Here is a 22,443-nt window from a genome sequence, read left to right on the forward strand (position 1 = left end):
CCCCGGCCCGGCCGCGGAGGTGGGCAAGCCAGGAGTGTGCGAGCGCGGCCGGCCGTGCCGGCCGTGGCGGAGGTGCGGTTGTGACCCAGGAATTCACCGCTGACCAGGACACCGCCGAAGCGGGGGCGGAGCCTTCCCCGGCGGAACTCCACCGGATCCTCGTCGAGTGGAACGACACCGGCTGCCGGGTGCCGCCGGCGACGCTCCCCGAGATGTTCCGGGCGCGGATGCGGCGGCACCCGGACGCGGTGGCGCTGGTGTTCGGCGGCACCGAACTGACCTACGCCGAGGTGGACGCGCGGGCGAACCGGCTGGCGCACGCCCTGGCCGAGCGCGGCGCCGGCCCCGAGCGGGTCGTGGCGCTGGCGCTGCCGCGGTCGCCGGACCTGATCGTGGCGGAGCTGGCCGTGCTCAAGGCGGGCGCCGCCTACCTGCCGCTCGACCCCGGCTACCCGGCGGAACGCCTGGCTTTCATGCTGGACGACGCCCGGCCGGTCTGCCTCGTCACGACCCGGGAACTGGCGGAGGCCGTGCCCGAGGTCGCCGGGACGTCGCGCCTGCTGCTCGACCTGCCCGACGTCGCGGCCGAGATCGCCGCCCGCCCCGGCGCGGACCCCGGCGTCGCGCTCGACGTCCGGAACGCGGCGTACGTGATCTACACCTCCGGCTCCACCGGCCGGCCCAAGGGCGTCGTCGTCACCCACTCCGGGGTGGCCAAGCTGGTCGCCACGCAGTCGGGGCGGCTCGGCGTCGGACCGCACAGCAGGGTCCTGCAGTTCGCCTCGCCCAGCTTCGACGTCGCGTTCTGGGACCTGTGCCTCGGGCTGCTCTCCGGCGGGCGGCTGGTGATCGTCCCGTCCGAGCGGCGGGTGCCCGGCCCGGAGCTGGCCGACTACGCCGCCGAGCACGACGTCAACTTCATGATCCTGCCTCCGGCGCTGCTCGCCACGATGCCGGCGGACTGCACGCTGCCGTCCGGCGCCACCCTGCTCGCCGGCACCGAGCGCGTCTCCGCGGAGCTGGTGGCCCGCTGGTCGCCCGGCCGGAACATGTTCAACGCGTACGGGCCCACCGAGGCGACGGTCAACTCGACGCTGGGCGAATGCCCGGACGACCCCGAGCCCGGCTCGACGGTGCCGATCGGGCGCCCGGACCCGGGCACCCGCGCCTACGTGCTGGACGACGCCCTGCGCCCCGTCCCGGCGGGGGTGACGGCGGAGCTGTACCTCGGCGGGCCGGGGCTGGCCCGCGGCTACCTCGGCCGGCCCGGCCTGACCGCCGAACGCTTCGTCGCCGACCCGTTCGGCCCGCCCGGCGGGCGGCTGTACCGCACCGGGGACCTGGTGCGGTGGCTGCCCGACGGCCGGCTGGAGTTCGCCGGGCGCGCCGACGACCAGGTGAAGATCCGCGGCTTCCGCGTCGAGCCGGCCGAGATCGAGGCCGTGCTCGGCGGGCACCCGGCGGTCGCGCAGACCGCGGTCACCGTCCGCGAGGACCGGCCGGGCGACCGGCGGCTCGTCGCCTACGTCGTGCCCGCCGCGGGAGCCCCGGCGCACCGCGACGAGCGCCGCGAGCGCGAGCAGGTCGACGAGTGGAAGCGCCTCCACGAGCTGCTCTACACCGCCGTGGCGTCCGGCGACGGCGGGCCGGCGGAGAGCTTCACCGGCTGGAACAGCACCTACGACGGCCGCCCCATCCCCCTGGACCAGATGCGGGAGTGGCGGGAGGCCACCGTCGATCGGATCCTGTCGCTGCGGCCCCGCCGGGTGCTGGAGATCGGCGTCGGCAGCGGCCTGATCCTGTCGGGGGTCGCGCCGCACTGCGAGTCGTACTGGGGCACCGACCTGTCCGAGGAGGCGATCACCGCGCTGCGCGCCCGGGTCGGCGGCGACCCCGGCCTCGCCGGCCGGGTGGAGCTGCGGGCGCAGCCCGCCCACGACTTCGCCGGCCTGCCCCGCGGCCACTTCGACACCGTCGTCGTCAACTCGGTGGCGCAGTACTTCCCCAGCGCCGACTACCTCGCCCAGGTACTCCGGTCGGCGGTGGACCTGCTCGCCCCGGGCGGCAGCGTGTTCGTCGGGGACGTCCGCAACCTGCGGCTGCTGCGCACCCTGCGGGCCGCCGTGGAGGTCGCGCGGCACGACGGCGAGATCGCGCCCGGCGCCGTCCCGGAGCTGCGGTCGGCGGTCGAGCAGGCGGTGCGCTGGGAGGGCGAGCTGCTCCTCGACCCCGACTTCTTCCCCGCCCTGGCGCGCACCGTGGAGGGTGTCCGCGCGGTGGACCTGCGCGTCAAGCGCGCCAGGCACCACAACGAGCTGAGCAGGCACCGCTACGACGTGGTCCTGCACACCCGGGCCGGCGCCGCGCGGGACGGCCGGGAGCCGCGCGAGCTGCGCTGGGGCACGGACGTCGCCGACCTCGCGGCGCTGGCGGAACGGCTGGCCGAGGGGCCGCCCCCGCTGCGGGTCAACGGCGTGCCCAACGCCCGCCTGACGCCCGACCTGGAGGCCCGGCGAGCCCTGTGGCCCGCGGAGCCGGTCCCCGAGGCGATCGACCCCGAGACGCTCTGGAGCCTGGGCGAGGAGTCCGGCTACACGGTGACGGCGACCTGGTCCGGTGATGCGGCGGACGGCTCCGTCGACGTGCTCTTCACCGCACCCGGCGCCGATCCCGGCGAGGTCTACCGCCCGCGCGGCGACGCCGGCGCCGCGCCGTCCGCGTACGCCAACACGCCGTCCGGCTTCCGCGACGTGGGCGCCCTGGTGCACGCCCTGCGCGCCCACCTGCGGGACCGGCTGCCCGCCTACATGGTGCCCGCGGCGTTCGTGCCGCTGGCCGAGCTTCCGGTGCTGCCCAGCGGCAAGATCGACCGCGCGGCGCTGCCCGCCCCGGACTACGCCGCCCTGGCCTCCGCCCGCCGCGCCGCGCCGGCGGGCCGTGCCCGCCTCTCCGACCGGGCCCTGCGGGCGCGCGCGGAACTGCTGTGCGGCGTGTACGCCGAGGTCCTCGGCCTGCCGGACGTCGGCGCCGACGACGACTTCATCGAGCTCGGCGGTGACAGCATCCTGGCGATCCAGGTGCTCATTCGGGCGCGTGCGGCCGGCCTCACGCTCTCGGCGGGGGACGTCTTCCGGAACCGCACCGCCGCCGCGCTCGCCGCCGCCGCGTCCACGGGGGAGGGGTCCGCGCCCCCCGCCGGGGACGCCGCCGGGCCGCTGGTGCGGCTCGGCGCCGACGACACCCGCCGGCTGGGAGAACTGGCCGGCGGTGCCTGCGAGGTGCTGCCGCTCACGCCGCTGCAGGAGGGCTTCCTCTTCCACACCCTCGTCGACGAGCCGTCCGGCAACGTCTACGTCGTCCAGCACGTCATCGACCTGCGCGGGCCGCTCGACGCGGAGGCGCTGCGCCGGGCCATGCAGGCCGTCCTCGACCGGCACGCCCCGCTGCGGGCCGGGTTCGTCCGCCTGGACGACGGGCGCATCGTGCAGGTCGTCCCCGAGGGACCGGTCACCGTGCCGTGGCGCGAGGTCGACCTCAGCGGCCTCGCCGCGGCCGAACGCGGGGAGCGCGCCGCCGCCGTGGCGGCCGAGGAGAACGCCCGCGGCTTCGACCTGGAACGGCCGCCGCTGCTGCGCTGCACGCTCGTCCGGCACGACCGCGACCACCACGCCCTGGTGCTGATGTTCCACCACATCGTGGCCGACGGCTGGTCGGTGCAGGTCATGCTCCGCGAGCTGCTGGAGTTCTACGGGCACCCGGGCACCGCGGACGCCGCAACGCGCCCGCCGGCCCCGCTCACCCCCTACCGCGACTACCTCGCCTGGCTGGCGGGGCGCGACCGCGACGCGGCCCTGGCGGCCTGGCGGGCCGCCCTCGACGACCTGGACGGGCCGACCCGGCTCGCCGACACCCTCCCGCCCCCGCCCGGCGGCGGGGACGCGCCGGCGCGCCGGCGGGCCGACGTCCGCGTCGAGCTGCCCGAGGAGACCACCGCCGGGCTCGCCGACCGCGCGCGCCGCCACGGCCTCACGCTCGGCACCCTGGTCCAGGGCGCGTGGGGGCTGCTGCTCGGGCGGATGACCGGCCGCGGGGACGTGGTCTTCGGCACGGCCGTCTCCGGGCGGTTCGCCGACATCCCCGGCATCGAGTCGATGGTCGGCATGTTCGTCAACACGCTGCCGGTGCGGATGCGGTGGCGGCCGGGCGAGCCGCTCGCCGCCGCGCTCACCCGGCTGCAGGACGCGCAGTCGGCGCTGCTCGACCACCAGTACCTCGGGCTCGCGCGGATCCAGCGGCTCGCCGGGGCGGGGGAGCTGTTCGACACCCTCGTCGTGCTGGAGAACTATCCCGGGGAGCGGGACCTGCGCGACCCGTCGGGCACCGTCGAGATCACCGGTGTCGACTTCACCAACGTCGAGCAGTACCCGCTCGCGCTGATCGTCCTGCCCGGCCGGAGGCTGGCGCTGCGGATCGACCACGACGCCGCCAGGATCGACGCGGCCACCGCCGAGCGGATCGCCGCGCGCCTGGTGGCGGTGCTGGAGACCCTGGCCGCGGACCCGGCGCGTCCCGTCGCGGCCCTGGAGCCGCCCTCGGAAGACGAGCGCGAACGCGCCGCGCTCACCGGAGCGCCGGTGCGGCCGGCCGCACCCACCCTGCACGGCATGATCGCGGCGCGGGCCGCCGCGGCGCCGGACGCCGCCGCCGTCATCGGCGACGGGCCGGACGCGACGCTCACCTACGCCGCCCTGGACCGGCGGGCGGACGCCGTCGCGCGCCGCCTCCGGGCGCGCGGGACGCGGCCGGGCGACATCGTGGCGGTCGCGGTGCCGCGCTCGCCGGAGCTGGTCGCCGCGCTGCTCGGCACGCTGCGGGCGGGCGCCGCCTACCTGCCGCTCGACGTGGACCTCCCCGCGGACCGGCTGGCGTACCTGCTCGCCGACTCCGCCGCCCGCACCGTCCTCACCACGCGGGAGGCCGCCGGGCGCCTTCCGGAGGCGGGGGGCGTGTCCCACGTCCTCCTCGACGAGGACGGCTACGCCGCGGACGACCACCCGATCCCGGAGACGGCCGGGCCGGAGCACCCCGCCTACCTCCTCTACACCTCCGGGTCGACGGGTCGCCCCAAGGGCGTGCTCGTCCCGCACCGCGCCGTCGTCAGCCAGCTCACCTGGCTGGCGGAGCGGTTCCCGCTCGGTGCGGACGACCGCGTCCTGCAGCACCTGTCGGCCGGCTTCGACGCGTCCCTGCTGGAGCTGTTCTGGCCGCTGTGCGCCGGCGCCGGGATCGTCCTGACCCGCCCCGGCGGGCAGCGCGACGCCGCCCATCTGGCGCGCCGCGTCCGCGAGCACGGCGTTACGACGATCGCGATGGTGCCGTCGATGCTCGCGGCGTTCCTCCAGGCCGCCGAGGACGCGGGGGACCTGGCCGCCCTGCGCGGCCTGCGCCGGGTGTTCAGCGGCGGCGAGGCGCTGACCGGCGAGTTCGCCGCGCGGTGGACCGGGCTGACCGGCGTGCCGATGTACAACGTGTACGGGCCGACGGAGACGACGATCCAGGTCGCGTACCGGGAGTACGGCGGTGCCGCGGACGGCCCGGCCGTCCCGATCGGGGGACCGGTGGGGGCCACCCGCCTGTACGTCCTCGACGGCGCGCTGCGTCCCGTGCCGCCGGGCGCGGCGGGCGAGCTGTACGTCGGCGGGACCCAGGTCGCGCACGGCTACCACCGCCGGGCGGGGCTGACCGCCGAGCGGTTCGCCGCCGACCCGTTCGGCGCGCCCGGCGAGCGGATGTACCGCACCGGCGACCTCGTGCGCAGGCACGCCCGCGGCGGCGAGGAGTACCTCACGTACCTGGGGCGGGTCGACCGGCAGGTCAAGGTCCGCGGCAACCGGGTCGAGCTGGGCGAGGTCGAGACGCGGATCGCGGCGGAGCCGGGCGTGCGGCGCGCGGCCGTGGTCGACCGGCACGACGGCCCGGGCGGCGCGCGGCTGGCCGCCTACGTGGTGCCCGACGCGGGCGTCCACCTGGACGCCGGGGCGCTGCGCGCGTCCCTCGCCGCGACGCTTCCGGAGGCGATGATCCCCGCCGACGTCGTCGTGCTCGGCGAGCTGCCGCTGACCCCGGGCGGCAAGATCGACCGGGCGGCGCTGCCCGCACCCGCCGCCGGCCGGCCGCGGCCGCGGGCGCCGCGCACCGACCGCGAGCGGCTGTTCTGCGAGATCTTCGCCGAGGTGCTGGAGACCGCCGAGGTCGGCGCGGACGACGACTTCTTCGCGCTGGGCGGCGACAGCATCCTGTCGATCGTGGTCTCCGGGCGGGCGCACCGGGCCGGGCTCGTCGTGGGGCCGCAGGACGTGTTCGAGCACCCCACACCCGCCGCGCTGGCCGCCGCCGCGCGGGAGGCCGGCTCCGCACCGACGACGGACACGGCGGGCTCCGGCGGCACGGCCGAACTCGTCGCGCTGACGGACGCGGAACGGGAGCGGGTGTCGCGGGTCGCGCCGCTGCCGGTCGAGGAGGTCTGGCCGCTGTCGCCGCTGCAGGAGGGACTGTACTTCCACTCCAGCTACGACACCGGCGCGCTCGACGTCTACACCGCGCAGGTCGCGTTCGACTTCGGCCACCGCGTGGACGCCGGCCGGCTGCTGGACGCGTGCGCGGCGGTGCTGGCCCGGCACACCGCGCTCCGGGCCGGGTTCACCAACGACGGGCTCCCGCAGCCGGTCCAGTTCATCGGCGCCGGGCCCCGGCCCCGCCTGGAGGAGATCGACCTCTCCGGGCTCGACCCCGAGAGCCGGGAGGCGGAGATCGGCCGGATTCTGGCGGCCGACCGCAGGCGGCGCTTCGACCTCGCCGCGCCCCCGCTGTTCCGGCTGCTGCTGATCCGGCTCGGCGACGGAGCGGACGGAGCCGCGGCGGACCGGCTCGTCATCACCCACCACCTGATCCTGTGGGACGGGTGGTCGGCGTGGCTGTTCTTCGAGCAGCTCATCGCCATGTACGAGCGGCGCGGCGACGCGTCCGAGCTGCCGCCGCCCGGCTCGTACCGCGACTACCTGGCCTGGCTCGGCACGCAGGACACCGGCCGCGCCAGGGAGGCATGGCGGGAAGCGCTGGCGGGCCTGGCCGAGCCGACCCTCGTCGGCCCGGTGGACCGGGCCCTCGAACCGGTGATCCCCGACCGCGGCCGGGCCGAGCTTCCGGTGCCGCTCACCGAACGGCTCCACGCGGCGGTGCGCCGCCACGGCCTCACGCTCAACACGGTGTTCAGCGCGGCGTGGGCGCTGGTGCTGTCCAGCGCCACCGGCCGCGAGGACGTCGTGTTCGGCACGGCGGTGGCGGGGCGGCCGGGCGACGTGCCGCGGGTGGAGAGCGTCATCGGGATGTTCCTCAACACCGTCCCCGTCCGCGTCACGCTGGACCCGCGCGAACCCGTCCCCGGCCTGCTGCGGCGCGTCCAGGGCGAACGGGTCGCGCTCATGCCGCACGACTACCTCGGCCTGGGCGACATCCAGCAGGCCGCCGGGCACTCCCGGCTCTTCGACACCCTCTACGTGCTGCAGAACCTCGGCGACGAGGACGACATGGCCGAGCTGCAGGAGCGGCACGGCATCGTGGAGGCGGAGGGCCTCGACGCCACCCACTACCCGATCACGTTCGTCGTCACGCCCGGAACGCCGGTGCGGATGAAGCTGGACCACCGTCCCGACGTCATCGGCCGCGGACTCGCCGAGTCGCTGCTGCGGCGCTTCACGACATTCGTCGAACGGCTCGTCGGCGGTCTGGAGAGCGAGGAGCGGGGCGACGGGGCGGTACCGCGCGTCGGTGCGCTCGACCCTTTGGAGCCGGCGGAGTGGCGGGCCCTGGCGGACGAGTGGGACGCCACCCGCCGCCCGGTGCCCGACGAGACCGTGTCGGAGATGCTCGCGGCGCAGGCCGCGCGCACCCCCGGCGAGGTGGCCGTCGTCGCCGGGGACGAGACCCTCACCTACGCCGAGCTGGACGCCCACGTCAACCGGCTCGCCCGGCTGCTGCTGTCGCGCGGCGCCGCACCGGAACGGGTGGTGGCGCTGGCGCTGCCGCGCTCGGCCGACATGGTCGCGGCGCTGTTCGCGGTGCTGCGCACCGGCGCGGCGTACCTGCCGCTGGAGCTGGACCACCCCGCCGACCGGCTGGCGCACATGCTCGCCGACGCGGCGCCGGCGTGCGTCCTGACGACGGAGTCCGTCGCCGCGTCCGTCCTGCCGGACGGGCCGGGCCGCGTCGCACTGGACGCCCCGGACATCGCCGCCGAACTCGCGTCGCTCCCCGGCGGGAAGATCACCGGCGCGGAGACGCCCGGTTTCGAACCCGGCCGCCCGGGGCGCCTGGAGCACCCGGCGTACCTCATCTACACCTCCGGCTCGACCGGCCGCCCGAAGGGCGTCGTCACGCCGTACCGGGGGCTGACCAACATGCAGCTCAACCACCGGGAGGCGATCTTCGGCCCGGCGGTCGCGTCGGCGGGCGGGCGGCGGCTGCGGATCGCGCACACGGTCTCGTTCGCCTTCGACATGTCGTGGGAGGAGCTGCTGTGGCTGGTCGAGGGCCATGAGGTCCACGTGTGCGACGAGGAGCTGCGCCGCGACGCCGAGGCGCTCGTCGCGTACTGCGACCGCCACCGCGTGGACGTCGTCAACGTCACGCCGACGTACGCGCACCACCTCATCGAGGAGGGCCTGCTGGACGGGCACCGGCCCCCGCTGGTGCTGCTCGGCGGCGAGGCGGTCACCGAGACCGTCTGGTCCCGGCTGCGCGACACCGAGGGCACGTCCGGCTACAACCTGTACGGCCCTACCGAGTACACGATCAACACGCTCGGCGGCGGCACCCGCGACAGCGACACCCCGACCGTGGGCCGCCCGATCTGGAACACCCGCGCCCACGTCCTCGACACGGCGCTGCGCCCGGTGCCGGACGGGGCGCCCGGCGAGCTGTACATCGCGGGCACCGGCCTGGCGCGCGGCTACCACCGGCGGGCCGGGCTCACCGCGGAACGGTTCGTGGCCGACCCGTTCGGCGCGCCCGGCGACCGGATGTACCGCACGGGCGACCTGGTGCGCCGCCGCCCGGACGGGAGCTTGTCTTCCGCCGACCCCCTGAAGGGGGCCCATCCCCTCCTCGACTTCCTCGGCCGCACCGACGACCAGGTCAAGATCCGCGGCTACCGGGTGGAGCCCGCCGAGGTCGGCGCGGCGCTGGAGGAGCACCCGGCGGTCGCGCACGCCGCCGTGGTCGCCGACGCGTCCGGGCCCGGCGGCGTGAAGCGGCTCGCCGGATACGTCGTCCCGGAGACCTGGCCGCCGGGCGACGCCGCCGCGCTGACGGCGGCGCTCCGCGCGCACCTGAAGGAACGGCTGCCCGACTACATGGTCCCGGCGGCGCTCCTGCCGGTGGAGCGGCTGCCGCTCACCGTGAACGGCAAGCTCGACGTCCGGGCGCTGCCCGCGCCCGCCGTCACCGCCGCCGCGGCGAGCCGCCCGCCGCGCACGCCCGCCGAGGAGGCCCTGTGCGGCCTGTTCGCCGAGCTGCTCGGCGTCGGCCGGGTCGGCATCGACGACGACTTCTTCGACCTCGGCGGCCACTCGCTGCTGGCCACCCGGCTGATCGGCCGCGCCCGCGCCGCGCTCGGCGCCGAGCTGGCGATTAGCGACCTGTTCGAGGCGCCCACGGTCGCCGAGCTGGCCGGGCGCGCCGCCGCGGCCGGCGCGGGGGCGCGCCCGGCCCTGACACCGGCCGCGGACCGCCCCGGCGAGCCGCCGCTGTCGTCCGCGCAGCAGCGGCTGTGGATGATCGAGCAGCTGACGCCGTCGGCCGCCTACAACTTCCCGCTGGTGATGCGGCTGCGCGGCCCGTTCGACATCGAGGCGTTCCGTGCCGCGCTGGCCGACGTCATGGACCGTCACGAGGCGCTGCGGACGCTCGTCGGCGAGCGCGAGGGGCCGCCGTTCCAGCGGGTGGTGCCGGCCGGTGAGGCTCGTCCCGGACTGCGCGTGGTCGAGGCGGCGGAGGACGCGCTCGGCACGGTGCTCGCCGACGCGCTGGGACGCCGGTTCGACCTCGCGTCCGAACCGCCGCTGCGCGCGACCGTGGTCCGGCTGGCCGAGGACGAGCACGTGGTGGCGCTGCTTCTGCACCACATCACCACCGACGAATGGTCGGACGGGCCTTTCCTGCGCGACCTGTCCACCGCCTACGAGGCCCGCGCCGCCGGGCGGGCTCCCGGGTGGGAACCGCTGCCGGTGCAGTACGTCGACTACACGCTCTGGCAGCGGCGGCTGCTCGGCGACCGCTCCGACCCCGGCAGCCTGGCCGCGCGCCAGCTCGCGTTCTGGAAGAAGACACTCGACGGTGCGCCGGAAAGCCTGGAACTGCCCACCGACAGGCCGCACCCGGCGCGGCCGGCCATGTCCGGCGGCGAGCTGGCCGTCGAGCTGGACCCCGGCGACTGCGCGGGCCTGCGCCGGCTCGCCCAGCGCGGCGGCGCCAGCATGTTCATGGTGTGCCACGCGGCCGTCGCCGCGCTGCTGCACCGCCTCGGCGCCGGGGACGACCTCCCGCTCGGCGCGCCGATCTCCGGCCGCACCGACGAGGCGCTGACCGACCTGGTCGGCTTCTTCGTCAACACGCTGGTGCTGCGCACCGACGTGTCCGGCGACCCGACGTTCGCCGAGCTGCTCGCCCGCGTCCGGGAGACCGACCTGGCCGCCTTCTCGAACCAGGACGTGCCGTTCGAGGCCGTGGTGGAGGAGCTGAACCCGGTCCGCTCGCCCGACCGCAACCCGCTGTTCCAGGTGATGGTCGGGTACCGCAACCAGGCCCCCGGGGATCTCGGGTTCGCGGGGCTGGACGTGCGGCCCGAGCCCGTCGAGGCTCGGACAGCGAAGTTCGACCTGGTGTTCAGCTTCGCCGAGGACGCGGAGACAGGCCGGATCTCGTGCGTGCTGGAGTACCGCTCCGACATCTTCGACCGGCCGACGGCCGCGACCCTGGGGGAGCGGCTGTCGCGCCTGGTCGCCGCCGTCGCCGCGGACCCGGGGCTGCGCGTCGGCGACATCGACGTGGTGACCGCCGAGGAACGCGCCCTGGTCGTCGACGGCTTCAACCGCACCGGCCGCGAGGTGGCCGAGGAGACCATCCCCGGGATGTTCCGGCGGCGGGCGGCCGAACGTCCCGGCGCCGTCGCCGTCGTGGACGGCCACCGCACCGTCACCTACGCGGAACTGGACGCGCTGTCCGACCGCATGGCGCGGCTGCTCGCCCAGCACGGCGTCGGCCCGGAGAGCGTCGTCGGGGTCGCGGTGCCGCGCTCGGCGGAGATGGTCGCGGTGATGCTGGGCGCGGGCAAGCTGGGCGCGGCGTTCCTGCCGCTGGACCTGGCGCACCCGGCCGACCGGCTCGCCTACATGCTCGGCGACGCGAACGCCGCGGCGGTCGTCGTCACCGAGCAGGTCGCCGGGAAGGTGCCCGAGGTCGAGGGCGTCCGGCCGGTGGTGCTGGACGATCCCGAGGTCGCGGCGCGGCTGGCCAGCACAGAGCCGGGCGGTCCGTTCCCGCCCGTCGCGCTGGACCAGGCCGCGTACGTCATCTACACGTCCGGTTCGACGGGACGGCCCAAGGGCGTCGTCGTCCCGCACGAGGGCATCGGCAGCCTCGTCGCCACGGCCGTCGACCGGATGGGCCTCACGCCGGACAGCCGCGTGCTGCAGTTCGCGTCCATCGGCTTCGACGTCACGATCTTCGAGCTGGCGATGGCGCTGTGCCACGGCGGGCGGCTCGTGCTCGTCCCCGACGAGGCGCGCGTGCCGGGCCCGGAGCTGACCGGCTTCATGAACGACCAGGGCATCACGCACGCGATCCTGCCGCCGTCCCTCGTCGCGGCGCTGCCCGCGGGCTGCGCCCCGCCCGAGGGCGCGACGGTGCTGGTCGGCACCGAGACCGTCCCGCCGGAGGTGATCGCGCGCTGGGCCGGGCACCTGCGGCTGCTGGCCGCCTACGGGCTGACCGAGGCGACGGTGAACTCCACCCTGTGGCCGGCCGAGGAGGGCTGGGCGGGCGCGGTCCCGATCGGCGCCCCCGACCCCAACACCCGCGTGTACGTGCTGGACGAGCGCCTGCGGCCGGTGCCGCCCGGGGTGCCCGGCGAGCTGTACGTCGCCGGGCGCGGGCTGGCCCGCGGCTACCTCGGCCGGCCCGGCCTGACCGCCGAGCGGTTCGTGGCGTGCCCGTTCGGCCCGCCCGGGACCCGCATGTACCGGACGGGCGACCGGGCCCGCTGGCGCCCCGGCGGCGACATCGACTTCCTCGGCCGCGCCGACGACCAGGTGAAGGTCCGCGGGTTCCGCATCGAGCCCGGCGAGGTCGCCGGGGCGATGACCCGGTACCCGGGCGTCCGGCAGGCGGCCGTGGTCGCCGACCGGGCCGGGCCGGACACCAGGCTGATCGGCTACGCCGTCCCGGAACCGGGGGAGGGCCCGCCCGACCCGGCCGGGGTCCGGGCGCACGTCGCGACGCTGCTGCCGGACCACATGGTCCCGGCGGCGGTCGTGGTGCTCGACGGTCCGCTGCCGCTCACCCCCAACGGCAAGCTCGACCGCCGCGCGCTGCCCGCCCCCGACTGGGCGTCGATGACCGGGGCGGCCCGGCCCGTCACACCGCGCCAGCGGGAGCTGGCCGCCCTGTTCGCCGAGGTGCTCGGCCTGCCCGAGATCGGCCTGCACGACGGCTTCTTCGAGCTCGGCGGCCACTCCATGTCGGCGATGCGGCTGCTCGGCCGGGTCCGGGCGGTGCTGGACGCCGGGCTCGCACTGCGCGACGTGTTCGACGCCCCCACCGTCGCCGCGCTGGCCGAACGCCTCGACGCGGACGGCGGCTCCGGCGGCGGGCGGTGGCCGGCCGCACCGAGGCTCGTCGCCGGCGCCGAGCGCCCGGAAACGGTGCCGCTCGCCCCGCCGCAGGAATGGCACTGGACCCGCTACCGCCAAGGCACGGGCCGGGCGTACACCGCGGCGTTCGCGCTGCGCTCGGACGACCTCGACGGCGCCGCCCTGGCGGCGGCGCTCGCCGACGTCGCCGCGCGGCACGAGCCGCTGCGCACCCGCTTCCCCGGCGGGCGGCCGGAGCCCGCCGAGCCGGTACTGGAGCACGTCCCGGTCACCGATCTGGACGGATCGCTCCGGGAACTGGCCCGCGAACCCGCCGACCTGGAGGCGCGCCCGCCGCTGCGGGCCCGCCTGCTCACCGATCCCGGCGGCGCGCAGGCGCTCCTGCTGACCACGCACCACATCGGCGTGGACGACTGGTCCACGGTCCCGCTGAGCCGCGACTTCGCCGCCGCCTACGCGGCACGGCGAAGCGGGCGCGAGCCGGAGCCGCCGCCCCTGCCCGTCTCCTACACCGACTACACGCTGTGGGCGCACCGGGTGGCCGGTGACGCCGAGGAACGCGGGCTCGCCTACTGGCGCGAAGCGCTGGACGGGCTGCCCGGCCGCATCCCCCTGCCCTACGACCGGGAGCCGTCCCCGGGACACCGGGGCGCAGGCGAGTACGTGGAGTTCCAGATCGAGGCCGGACTGCACCGGGCGATCGGCGCGCTGGCCGCGCGGACCGGGACGAGCACGTTCATGGTGCTCCAGGCCGCGTTGGCGACCCTGCTGACCCGGCACGGGGCGGGCACCGACGTCCCGGTCGCCTCCCCGGTCGCGGGCCGCGCCGAGGACCGGCTCACCGACCTGGTGGGCTGCTTCTCCAACACCGTCCTCCTGCGCACCGACACCGGCGGCGACCCCGGACCCGCCGAGCTGCTCGCCCGGGTGCGGGACACCGACCTGGCCGCGTTCGACCGGCAGGACGTCCCGTTCGACCGGGTCGCCGCCGCGCTCGGCCTGGCGGCCCCGCAGGTGTTGCTGATCCAGCACGAGCAGGCCGCCCTCGCGGAGATCCCGGGCCTCGGCGCGCGGTTCGACCTGGTCCCGACCGGCGCGCTCCCCGCGGAGCTGGCGCTCAGCTTCTACGAACCGCCGGACGCCGGGCCCGTGGACTGCGTACTGGTCTACGACGCGGAACTGTTCGGCCGTGCCACGGCCGGGCGCCTGGCCGGTGAGCTGCTCGACATCCTGAGGAGGAACACCCGATGAGCACCAACCCGTTCGAGGACCCCGAGGGCCGCTTCCACGTCCTGGTCAACGACGAGGGGCAGCACTCGCTGTGGCCGTCGTTCGCGGACGTCCCGGCCGGCTGGCGCGCCGTGTTCGGCGAGGACACCCGCGCCGCCTGCCTGGAGTACGTCGAGCGGAACTGGACCGACCTGCGCCCCCGCAGCCTCGCCGAGGTCATGGAGGCCGACGCGGGCCGGCGTGACTGAGGGAACGGGCTAGGAGCGATGGCCGTCGGACCAGGCCCGCCATAGGGCGGCGTACCGGCCTCCGGTGCCCACCAGTTCGTCGTGGGTGCCGGTCTCCACCACGCGGCCGCCGTCGAGCACCACGATGCGGTCGGCGGTGGCCGCCTGGGTGAGCCGGTGCGCCACGACCAGGGCCGTCCGGCCCTCGATCGCGGCGGACGCCGCGGACTCCAGCTCCCGGGCCCCCGCGCTCCCGGCCTCGGCGGTGGCCTCGTCCAGCACGACGACGGGCGGGTCGGCCAGCACCAGGCGCGCGAGGGCGAGCTGCTGCGCCTGGGCGGCCGTGAGCCGGTGGCCGCTCTCGCCGACGACCGTGTCCAGCCCCTGCGGCAGCGCCAGCGCCCAGTCCAGCGCGCCCACCCGGGCGAGCGCCGCGCGCAGCTCGTCGTCCGCCGCGTCCGGCCGGGCCAGCCGCAGGTCGTCGGCGAGCGGACCGGCGAAGACGTGCACCTCCTGGGTCACCAGCCCGACCTCGCCGCCGGTGCGGGCCGTGCCGGCGTCGGGACGGTGGATGCCCGCGATGAGCTTGGCCAGCGTCGTCTTGCCCGCCCCGCTGGCGCCGACCAGCGCCACCCGCTCCTGCTCGGTGATGTCGAGGTCGATGTCGTGCAGCACGGGATGACCGGTCCGGTAGGAGTAGCGGACGCCGCGGACCTCGACCGGCCCGCGGCCCGGTCCGGTGCGCCCGGAGGCCGCCTCTTCGGACCGGGGCGGGGCGGCGTCGGCGACGCCGACCAGGCGGGCCAGGCCGGCGGTGGCGCTCTGCGCGTCGTCCGCCAGGCCGAGCGCGATGTTGATCGGGGCGAACAGGTTGTGGAAGTACAGCGCGGCGGCGCTGGCCGTGCCGATGCTCACCGCACCGCCCCGCACCAGCAGGAAACCGGTCGCCAGCACGGCCGACAGCCCGACGAACTCGGCGAGGTTGAGGCGGGAGTAGAACCGCGTCACCAGCCGCGCACCGCGCAGCACCAGGTCGACCGCCGCGAGCGAGCGGGCGGCGACGCGCCCGGTGTGCTCGTCCTCCAGCCGGAACGCCCGCACCGTGGCCGCGCCGCCGACCGAGCCGAGCAGCTCCTGCTGCTGGGCGCCGACCGCGACGCGCTGCGCCGCGTACAGCGGGACGGCGCGGCGCACGTACCACCGCACGGTGTGCGCCTGGATGGGGACGGCCAGCAGCGCCACCAGCAGGAACCGCCAGTCGAGGAACGCCAGCGCCACCAGGGTCAGCCCGATGGCGAGCAGTGACCTGGCCAGCGCCGGCACGGCGTCGCGGACCGCGGTGGTCACCTCCGACACGTCGTTGGTGACCCGCGACGTCAGGTCCCCGGAGCCGGCCAGCTCGACCCGCTCCAGCGGCAGCCGCAGGGCCCGCTCCACGAAGCGCTCGCGCAGCGTCGCCAGCATGCCCTCGCCGGCGCGGGCGACCAGCCCGAGCCCGTAGGCGGTCGCCAGCCCCTGCACGACCGCGATGACCGCGAGCCAGCTGACCGGGGTGGTGAGCGCGGACGCGGGCCGGCCCTTCGCCACCAGGTCGACGACGTGGCCCAGCACCGGCGCGGTGAGCAGCCCGACCGCGGTCGCGCCGGTCAGGGCGAGGAACCCGCCCGCGATCGTGCGCCGGTGCGGGCGCGCCAGTTCGCGGACGGCGGCGCGGGTGCGCGCCGCCGACGCCGTGGGCAGCAGCTCCCGCTCGTCTGTGGTCGTCACCGGGGGTCGTTCTCCTCTGCCTGAAGGACGGTCGCGCTAAAGGACGGTCGCGCGGTAGGCGGGGTGCTCGTGGACGAGTTCGCCGTGGGCGCCCTCGGCGGCGACGGCGCCGCCGTCCACGAACACCACCCGGTCGGCCGCGGCCAGCAGCGCCGGGCTCGTCGCCACCACGATCGTCGTGCGCCCGCCGCGCGCCTCCCGGACGCCGGCGGCGATCCGCGCCTCGGTGAAGGCGTCGACCGCGGTGGTCGGATCGTGCAGCACCAGCACCGGTGCGGCGGCGGCCAGCGCGCGGGCGAGCGCGACGCGCTGCCGCTGCCCGCCCGACAGCGAACGCCCGCGCTCGGTGAGGACGGTGTCCGTGCCGCGGGGCAGGTTGGCGGCGACCTCGTCCGCCGCCGCGGCCGCCAGCACCGCCGCCGTCGCGTCGGCCCCGCCGGGCGCGGCGGCGGTCACGTTCTCCAGGAGGGTGCCCTCGAACAGGTCGGCGTCGTGCTCGGCGACGACGACGGCGCGGCGGACGGCGGCGGGGTCCAGGTCGCGCAGCGGCGTCCCGTCGAGTTCGATCGTCCCGGACTCGGGGTCGGCGGACCGGCCGAGCAGGCGCAGCAGCGCGGTCGCCGCCGCGGGGGAGGCGGCCGCGACCCCGAGCAGCTCGCCCGGTGCGACGTCCAGGTCCAGGCCGCGCAGCGCGTCGCCGTACCGGACGCCGCGCAGCCGCAGGCCGCCCCGCACGGGCCGCGGCGGCTCGCCGTCCCCGCCGGCCACGGCGGGCGGCGCCCCCAGCACCGAGCCCACACGGGCGGCGGACGCGCGGCCCTGCGCGAACTCGCCGTTCGCCCACGACAGGATCGACAGCGGCCCCAGCAGGAACTGCGCCAGTCCCACGGCCGTGACCAGCTGGCCGACGGTGATGTCGCCGGAGATGGCGAGCCGGCCGCCGACCAGCGCGACGACCGCGATGAACACCCCGGTCAGGGTGAGCATGCCGCCGTCGTGCCACGCCTGCGCGCGAGCGGCCCGCACGGTCGCGGCCAGCGAGTCGCGGCTGGTGCGCCGGTACCGCGCCACGGCCGCCCGCTCCGCGCCGATGCCCTTGAGGACCCGCAGCCCGGCGAGCAGGTCCGCGGCGACGCCGGACGCGTGGGCGGCGCGTTCCTGCTCGGCGCCGCTGCGCCGCTCGAGCGGCTTGCCGATCACGTGCGCGAGCCCGAGCAGGGGCGGGATGCCCAGCAGGACGAGCAGCCCCAGCGGCACCGACATCCACAGCAGCGCGACGCCGCCCGCGACCAGGCCCGCCAGCGCCGCGGTCCCGGCCGCCATCGCGACGTGCACGCCGCCGGCCCGTTTGGTGTCGCCGGTCGCGATGTTCACCAGCTCGCCCGGCAGCCGCCCGGTCTCGGCGCCGCCGCGCGGGTCGAGGGTGCGCCTGGTCAGCTCCAGCCGCAGCTCGTGCGCGGCCTGCTCGGACGCCCGTTCGGCGAGGCGGAAGCTGAACCGGTAGCTGTAGGAGAGCCCGGCGAAGACCGCGCCCAGCACGGCGAGCCACCGGACGAGGGCGCCGGCGTCCCCGGGCAGGATCGCCTTGTCGATCACCACGCCGATCACCACGGGCACCAGCACCTCGCCCGCCTGGTGCCCGGCGGCCAGCACGGCGCCGCCCGCCGCGAGCCGCCACTGTCCCGTGATCACCCGCCGCAGGACGTCACGACCGCGCACCGGCGCTCCTCCGTTCTCCGTCCCGGGCGGTGTCCGCGGTGCCGGTGACGCAGCAGGTCGGGCAGATGCCCTGGTCCAGCGTCACCCAGAGGCAGCAGGTGCGGCGCCGCAGTTCCGGGAGCGCGGGCAGCTCGACCAGCCCGGCCACCGGCTCGCCGACCGACTCCAGGAGCGTCCGCGCGCCGTCGCCGGGGTCGTCCAGCAGGTCGGCGGCGAACGTGACGAGGGGGTGGACCAGCGCCTCGGCCACCGACCCCCACAGCCCGCGCCGCCCGGCGCGGGTGAGCGTGTGCAGGGCCTCGATGACCGGCGCGTGCAGGTCGCGCAGGAGCGAGTCGGCGATGACCGCGCCGAGTTCGCGGGCGTCCCCGGTGGCGACCCGCGGCTCGCGCATCGCGACGAGCATGCCGGGCTCGGCCGCGGGGGTGCTCAGCATCGCGGTCTCGGCGGTCAGCACCGGCACGCGCCGGTTGAGGGCCCAGCCCAGCGCGACCGGCAGCGTGGTCCAGTACGAGAAGTTCTTCCACCACAGGGCTGCGGCGACGTGCGGCGGGGCCTGCCAGCGCCGCTCCGACTCCGCGATCAGGGCGCCGAGCCGCTCGCGCGGCCGCGCGGCCAGGTCGGCCACGGGGAACCAGCCGCCGCCGGTGGGTCGCAGGCCGGGCGCGACGCCCAGCGGGCCGTCGGTGTCGGCGGCGGCGCGCAGCCGCGCGCCCAGGGGCTCCAGCGCCTGCTCGGCGGCCCGCCCGACGGCGACCGCCCCTGCCCGGGTCTCGTTCACAGAAGCTCCGCGATAGGCAAATAAGGCAAGGCTAACCTAAAGCACTTTTCCCGCCGAGGGCACCCCGGGGCCGGTCCGGGAAGGCGTCGGACGATCGTCCTCCCCAAAAAAACCTTATCGATCTATTGAATATAACCAATAGGCGTCTTAGGTTGGTGCGCCACGAGCCGGGCGCATCCGGCTCGGCACGGACGTCACGGACGGAAGGGGCCACGGCCATGGCCGAGTGGACGATCGACACCACCGTCGGTGAGCTGCTGCGCCGCGAGCGGGACCGCCGGGACGGGGGCAGGATCACCGACCGGTGGCCGGGACTCGACCTCGGCACCGCCTACCGGGTCCAGGACGCCGTGCTGGACCGCAAGGTCCGCACCGGGGAGACCGTCGTCGGGGTGAAGCTCGGCCTCACCTCGCGTGCCAAGCAGCGGCGCATGGGCGTGGACGCCCCGCTGACCGGCTGGCTCACCGACGCGATGACGCTGCGGCCGGGCCGCCCGGTGCCGGTCGGGGAGCTCATCCACCCGCGCGCCGAACCCGAGATCGCCTTCCTCATGGGCGCGCGGCTGAGCGGGCCCGGCGTGACCGCGGAGCAGGCGATGGGCGCGGTCGAGAGCGTCCACGCCGGCTTCGAGGTCATCGACAGCCGCTACCGCGACTTCAGCTTCGACCTGCCGGACGTGGTGGCCGACAACGCCTCCGCGTCCCGGTTCGTCATCTCCGCCCAGGCCGTGCCGCCCGCCGGCCTGGACCTCGCGGCGGAGACCTGCCGCCTGGACGTCGACGGCCGCACCGTGGGCACCGCCACCGGCGCGGCCGTCCTGGGGCACCCCGCCAACGCCCTCGCGCTGGCGGCCAACGGGCTGGCCGAGCGCGGCGCCGCCATCGAGCCCGGGTGGATCGTCCTGACCGGCGCGCTCACCGACGCCGTCGCGCTGCTGCCCGGCCGCACCGTGTCCGCGGAATTCGACTCTCTCGGAGCCCTGTCCATCACCGGAACCCACTGACGACCCTGTCGCGCCCGAGGCGCCGCACACCCTGGAGTCCCGAAATGCCCATTCCCCGTCGTGTCCCCGGACGCCCTCTCAGACTCACCGCCCTCGCGTCCGCCGCCGTCCTCGCCCTGACGGCGCTCACCGGCTGCGGCTCCGACGAAGGCGAGGTCTCCGCCGACGGCATGGCGGAGGTGAAGCTCGGCGTCATCCCCATCATCGACATCGCGCCCGTGCAGCTCGGGATCAGCAAGGGCGTGTTCGAACGCCACAAGCTGAAGATCACCACGCAGAACGCGCAGGGCGGCGCCGCCATCGTCCCCGCCGTCGTCAGCGGCGACTTCCAGTTCGGCTACTCCAACATCGTCAGCCTGCTCGTCGGCCGCGGCAAAGGCGTCCCGCTGAAGATGGTGTCCATCGGGGCCCGCGCCTCCGCCGACGAGATGGACGACGGGTCCGGGCAGCTGATGACCCGCGATCCCGCGATCAAGAAGGTCACCGACCTGAAGGGCAAGAAGATCGCGGTCAACACCCTCAAGGGCATCAACGAGGTGGCCGTGGCCTCCAACCTGAAGAAGAACGGGATGCGGCCGGGCGACGTCCGGCTCGTGGAGGTGCCCATCCCCAACATGCCCGCCGCGCTCAAGGACGGCCAGGTGGACGCCGCGATGGTCGGCGAGCCGTTCATCACGATCGCCGAAGGCGAGGGCGCCAGGCCGCTGCCGGTCAGCTACGCGGGCATGGGCGAGCGGCTGCCGTTCGCCGCGTGGTTCACCTCCGAGCAGTACGCGTCGCGGAACCCCGACGTCGTCAAGCGCTTCACCGCCGCCCTCCAGGAGTCCATGAAGTACGCCGAGGCGCACCCGGACGAGGCCCGCGCCGCGCTGGACGGCTACCTGAAGCTGGACCCCGGTCTCAGCGAGAAGGTGACCCTGCCCGGCTGGAACCCGGAGGCCGGGAAGGCCGACGTGGCGCCGCTCGCACGGCTCACCGCCGAGACCGGCCTGATCGAGGGCACCGGCTCGCTGGACGAGCTGTTCGACCGGTGACGTGACGAGGACACCACAATGATCATGAAGACCCATCACCGGGGCCGCACCGGATCGGCGGCACCGGCCGGAGACCGGCCGCCCGCGCCGGCCGGCGGCCCCGGTGGCCCGGCGGGGGCCGCCACCGGGCCGCCGCCCGCCCCCCGGCCGGGGGGCGGGCGCGTGCCCGACCGGCTCCTCGGCCTGCTCGGCGCCGGCGCCTTCGTCGCGCTGCTCGAAGTGCTGCCGCGGGCGGGCGTGATCTCCCGGGACGACCTGCCCCCGTTCAGCGAGATCGCCGGGGCGCTGGCCGGCGAGGCGGGCGGCGGCGCGTTCTGGGGCGCGCTGCTCGACACGCTCCGCGGCTGGGGGTACGGGCTGGCCATCGCGCTCGCGGCCGGCCTGGGACTGGGCCTGCTGATCGGCAGCGTCCCCTTCCTCCGCGACGCCACCGCCTCGACCATCGAGTTCCTCCGCCCGATCCCCTCGGTCGCCCTCGTCCCGCTCGCGGTGCTGCTGTACGGGACGCAGCTCGGCTCGACGCTCATGCTGGTCGTGTACGCGGCCTTCTGGCCCGTCCTGCTCCAGGCGATCCACGGGGTGCAGGACGTCGACCCGGTGGCCAGGGAGACCGCGGCCACCTACGGGTTCTCCCGGTGGGCCCGGCTGCGGTACCTGGTGTGGCCGACCGCGCTGCCGTACCTGATGACGGGCGTGCGGCTCGCGGCCTCGGTCGCGCTCATCCTCGCCGTCGCCGGAGAGCTGATCATCGGGGCTCCGGGACTGGGCAGCGCGATCGCGCTCGCCCAGGCGAGCAACGCCGTCGCGGAGATGTACGCGCTGATCCTCGTCACCGGCGCGCTCGGGGTCGGCGTGAACCTGCTGACCCGCGCGCTGGAGCGGCGCGTCCTGGCGTGGCACTCCTCGGTGCGGACGGAGGTGCCGGTATGAGGACCGTCCTGCACGGTGCCGCGCGCCTCGGCCACCTGCTCGGGCTGCCGGCCGTCCTGCTGGGCCTGTGGTGGGTGCTGACCGACCGGAGCACCAGTTTCTACTTCCCGCCGCTGCGCTCCATCCTGGGCGCGTTCGGCGAGACGTGGTTCTCCGGCCGCGTCCTGGACGACGTGCTGCCGAGCGTCGCCCGGCTGGCCGCCGGGTACGCGGGCGCGGTGGCCGTGGGCGTGACCGTCGGCGTGCTGCTCGGATCGAGCCGCCGCACGAGGCTGGCCGCCGAACCGGTGCTGGAGTTCTTCCGCGCGGTCCCGCCGCCCGTGCTGATCCCGGTGCTGATGCTCTTCACCGGCATCGGCGACACCATGAAGATCACCGTCATCGTCATCGGGTCGATGTGGCCGGTGCTGCTGAACACCGCCGAGGGCGTCCGCGCCATCGACGAGGTGCTGGCCGACACCGCCCGCAGCTACGGGCTGACCGGCGCCGCCCGGCTGCGCCGGCTGGTCCTGCCCGCCGCCGCCCCGCAGATCGTCACCGGCATGCGGCAGGCCCTCTCGATCTCCATCATCCTGATGGTCATCAGCGAGATGTTCGCGAGCTCCAGCGGACTCGGCTACACGATCGTCCAGTTCCAGCGCGGATTCGCCATCCCCGAGATGTGGAGCGGGATCCTCCTGCTCGGCCTGCTCGGCTTCCTGCTGTCGCTGCTGTTCGGACGGTTCGAGCACCGCGCGCTGCGGTGGCACCGCGGATGGCGCCAAGCCCAGAAAGGACGGACATGACCGGCACGAAGATCGCGTCCACCGCCGCGGCGGGCACCGG

The 22,443-nt window shown here is 76.1% G+C and carries 9 protein-coding genes; 6 read left to right on the top strand and 3 right to left on the bottom strand.

What is annotated here, in order from left to right:
• The first annotated feature begins 80 nt into the window (after window positions 1-80).
• Together E1289_RS08140 and E1289_RS08145 are read left to right on the top strand one after the other, a co-directional pair.
• On the top strand, window positions 81-14,177 hold the full coding sequence (locus E1289_RS08140; protein ID WP_243712690.1) for a non-ribosomal peptide synthetase: 14,097 nt from the start codon (window positions 81-83) through the stop codon (window positions 14,175-14,177).
• The gene (locus tag E1289_RS08145) at window positions 14,174-14,404 is read left to right on the top strand and encodes an MbtH family protein (RefSeq protein ID WP_131976943.1); all 231 of its coding nucleotides are present in this window, start codon (window positions 14,174-14,176) and stop codon (window positions 14,402-14,404) included. The genes E1289_RS08140 and E1289_RS08145 overlap by 4 nt, the downstream gene beginning before the upstream one ends.
• A gap of 9 nt (window positions 14,405-14,413) precedes the next feature.
• Here the strand turns inward: E1289_RS08145 and E1289_RS08150 are convergent, their stop codons facing one another.
• From E1289_RS08150 to E1289_RS08160, 3 genes are read right to left on the bottom strand one after another with little or no spacing between them, the layout of a single operon-like run.
• Window positions 14,414-16,150, bottom strand: coding sequence for an ABC transporter ATP-binding protein (locus tag E1289_RS08150; RefSeq protein WP_131976945.1), 1,737 nt, complete (start codon window positions 16,148-16,150; stop codon window positions 14,414-14,416).
• A 36-nt stretch (window positions 16,151-16,186) separates the two neighbouring features.
• Window positions 16,187-17,869, bottom strand: a complete 1,683-nt coding sequence (locus tag E1289_RS08155; RefSeq protein ID WP_131976947.1) for an ABC transporter ATP-binding protein — start codon at window positions 17,867-17,869, stop codon at window positions 16,187-16,189.
• A complete protein-coding gene (locus E1289_RS08160) occupies window positions 17,856-18,650 on the bottom strand; it encodes a hypothetical protein (protein WP_131976949.1) in 795 nt (264 codons plus the stop codon). The genes E1289_RS08155 and E1289_RS08160 overlap by 14 nt, the downstream gene beginning before the upstream one ends.
• 218 nt (window positions 18,651-18,868) lie before the next feature.
• Between E1289_RS08160 and E1289_RS08165 the strand changes: the two genes are divergently transcribed.
• Genes E1289_RS08165 through E1289_RS08180 form a run of 4 tightly spaced genes read left to right on the top strand, consistent with a single transcriptional unit; the run spans window position 18,869 to window position 22,403 of the window.
• Window positions 18,869-19,654 (top strand): fumarylacetoacetate hydrolase family protein, encoded by a 786-nt coding sequence (locus E1289_RS08165; RefSeq protein ID WP_131976951.1) that lies wholly within the window; start codon window positions 18,869-18,871, stop codon window positions 19,652-19,654.
• Between the two features lie 44 nt (window positions 19,655-19,698).
• Complete coding sequence (locus E1289_RS08170; protein WP_131976954.1) at window positions 19,699-20,688, top strand: ABC transporter substrate-binding protein; 990 nt, start codon at window positions 19,699-19,701, stop codon at window positions 20,686-20,688.
• An 18-nt stretch (window positions 20,689-20,706) separates the two neighbouring features.
• Window positions 20,707-21,618: an ABC transporter permease subunit gene (locus tag E1289_RS08175; protein WP_243712691.1), complete on the top strand. Its 912-nt coding sequence runs from the start codon at window positions 20,707-20,709 to the stop codon at window positions 21,616-21,618.
• The gene (locus tag E1289_RS08180; protein ID WP_131976956.1) at window positions 21,615-22,403 is read left to right on the top strand and encodes an ABC transporter permease subunit; all 789 of its coding nucleotides are present in this window, start codon (window positions 21,615-21,617) and stop codon (window positions 22,401-22,403) included. Before E1289_RS08175 ends, E1289_RS08180 begins: the two co-directional genes overlap by 4 nt.
• The last annotated feature ends 40 nt before the right edge of the window (window positions 22,404-22,443 follow it).

This window comes from Actinomadura sp. 6K520, from assembly GCF_004349245.1.
In the GTDB taxonomy this organism is placed as follows: domain Bacteria; phylum Actinomycetota; class Actinomycetes; order Streptosporangiales; family Streptosporangiaceae; genus Spirillospora.

Coding starts and splice junctions, on each gene's coding strand:
- E1289_RS08145 (WP_131976943.1), top strand. CDS start 14,174: ATGAGCACCAACCCGTTCGAGGACCCCGAGGGCCGCTTCCACGTCCTG.
- E1289_RS08165 (WP_131976951.1), top strand. CDS start 18,869: ATGGCCGAGTGGACGATCGACACCACCGTCGGTGAGCTGCTGCGCCGC.
- E1289_RS08170 (WP_131976954.1), top strand. CDS start 19,699: ATGCCCATTCCCCGTCGTGTCCCCGGACGCCCTCTCAGACTCACCGCC.
- E1289_RS08175 (WP_243712691.1), top strand. CDS start 20,707: ATGATCATGAAGACCCATCACCGGGGCCGCACCGGATCGGCGGCACCG.
- E1289_RS08180 (WP_131976956.1), top strand. CDS start 21,615: ATGAGGACCGTCCTGCACGGTGCCGCGCGCCTCGGCCACCTGCTCGGG.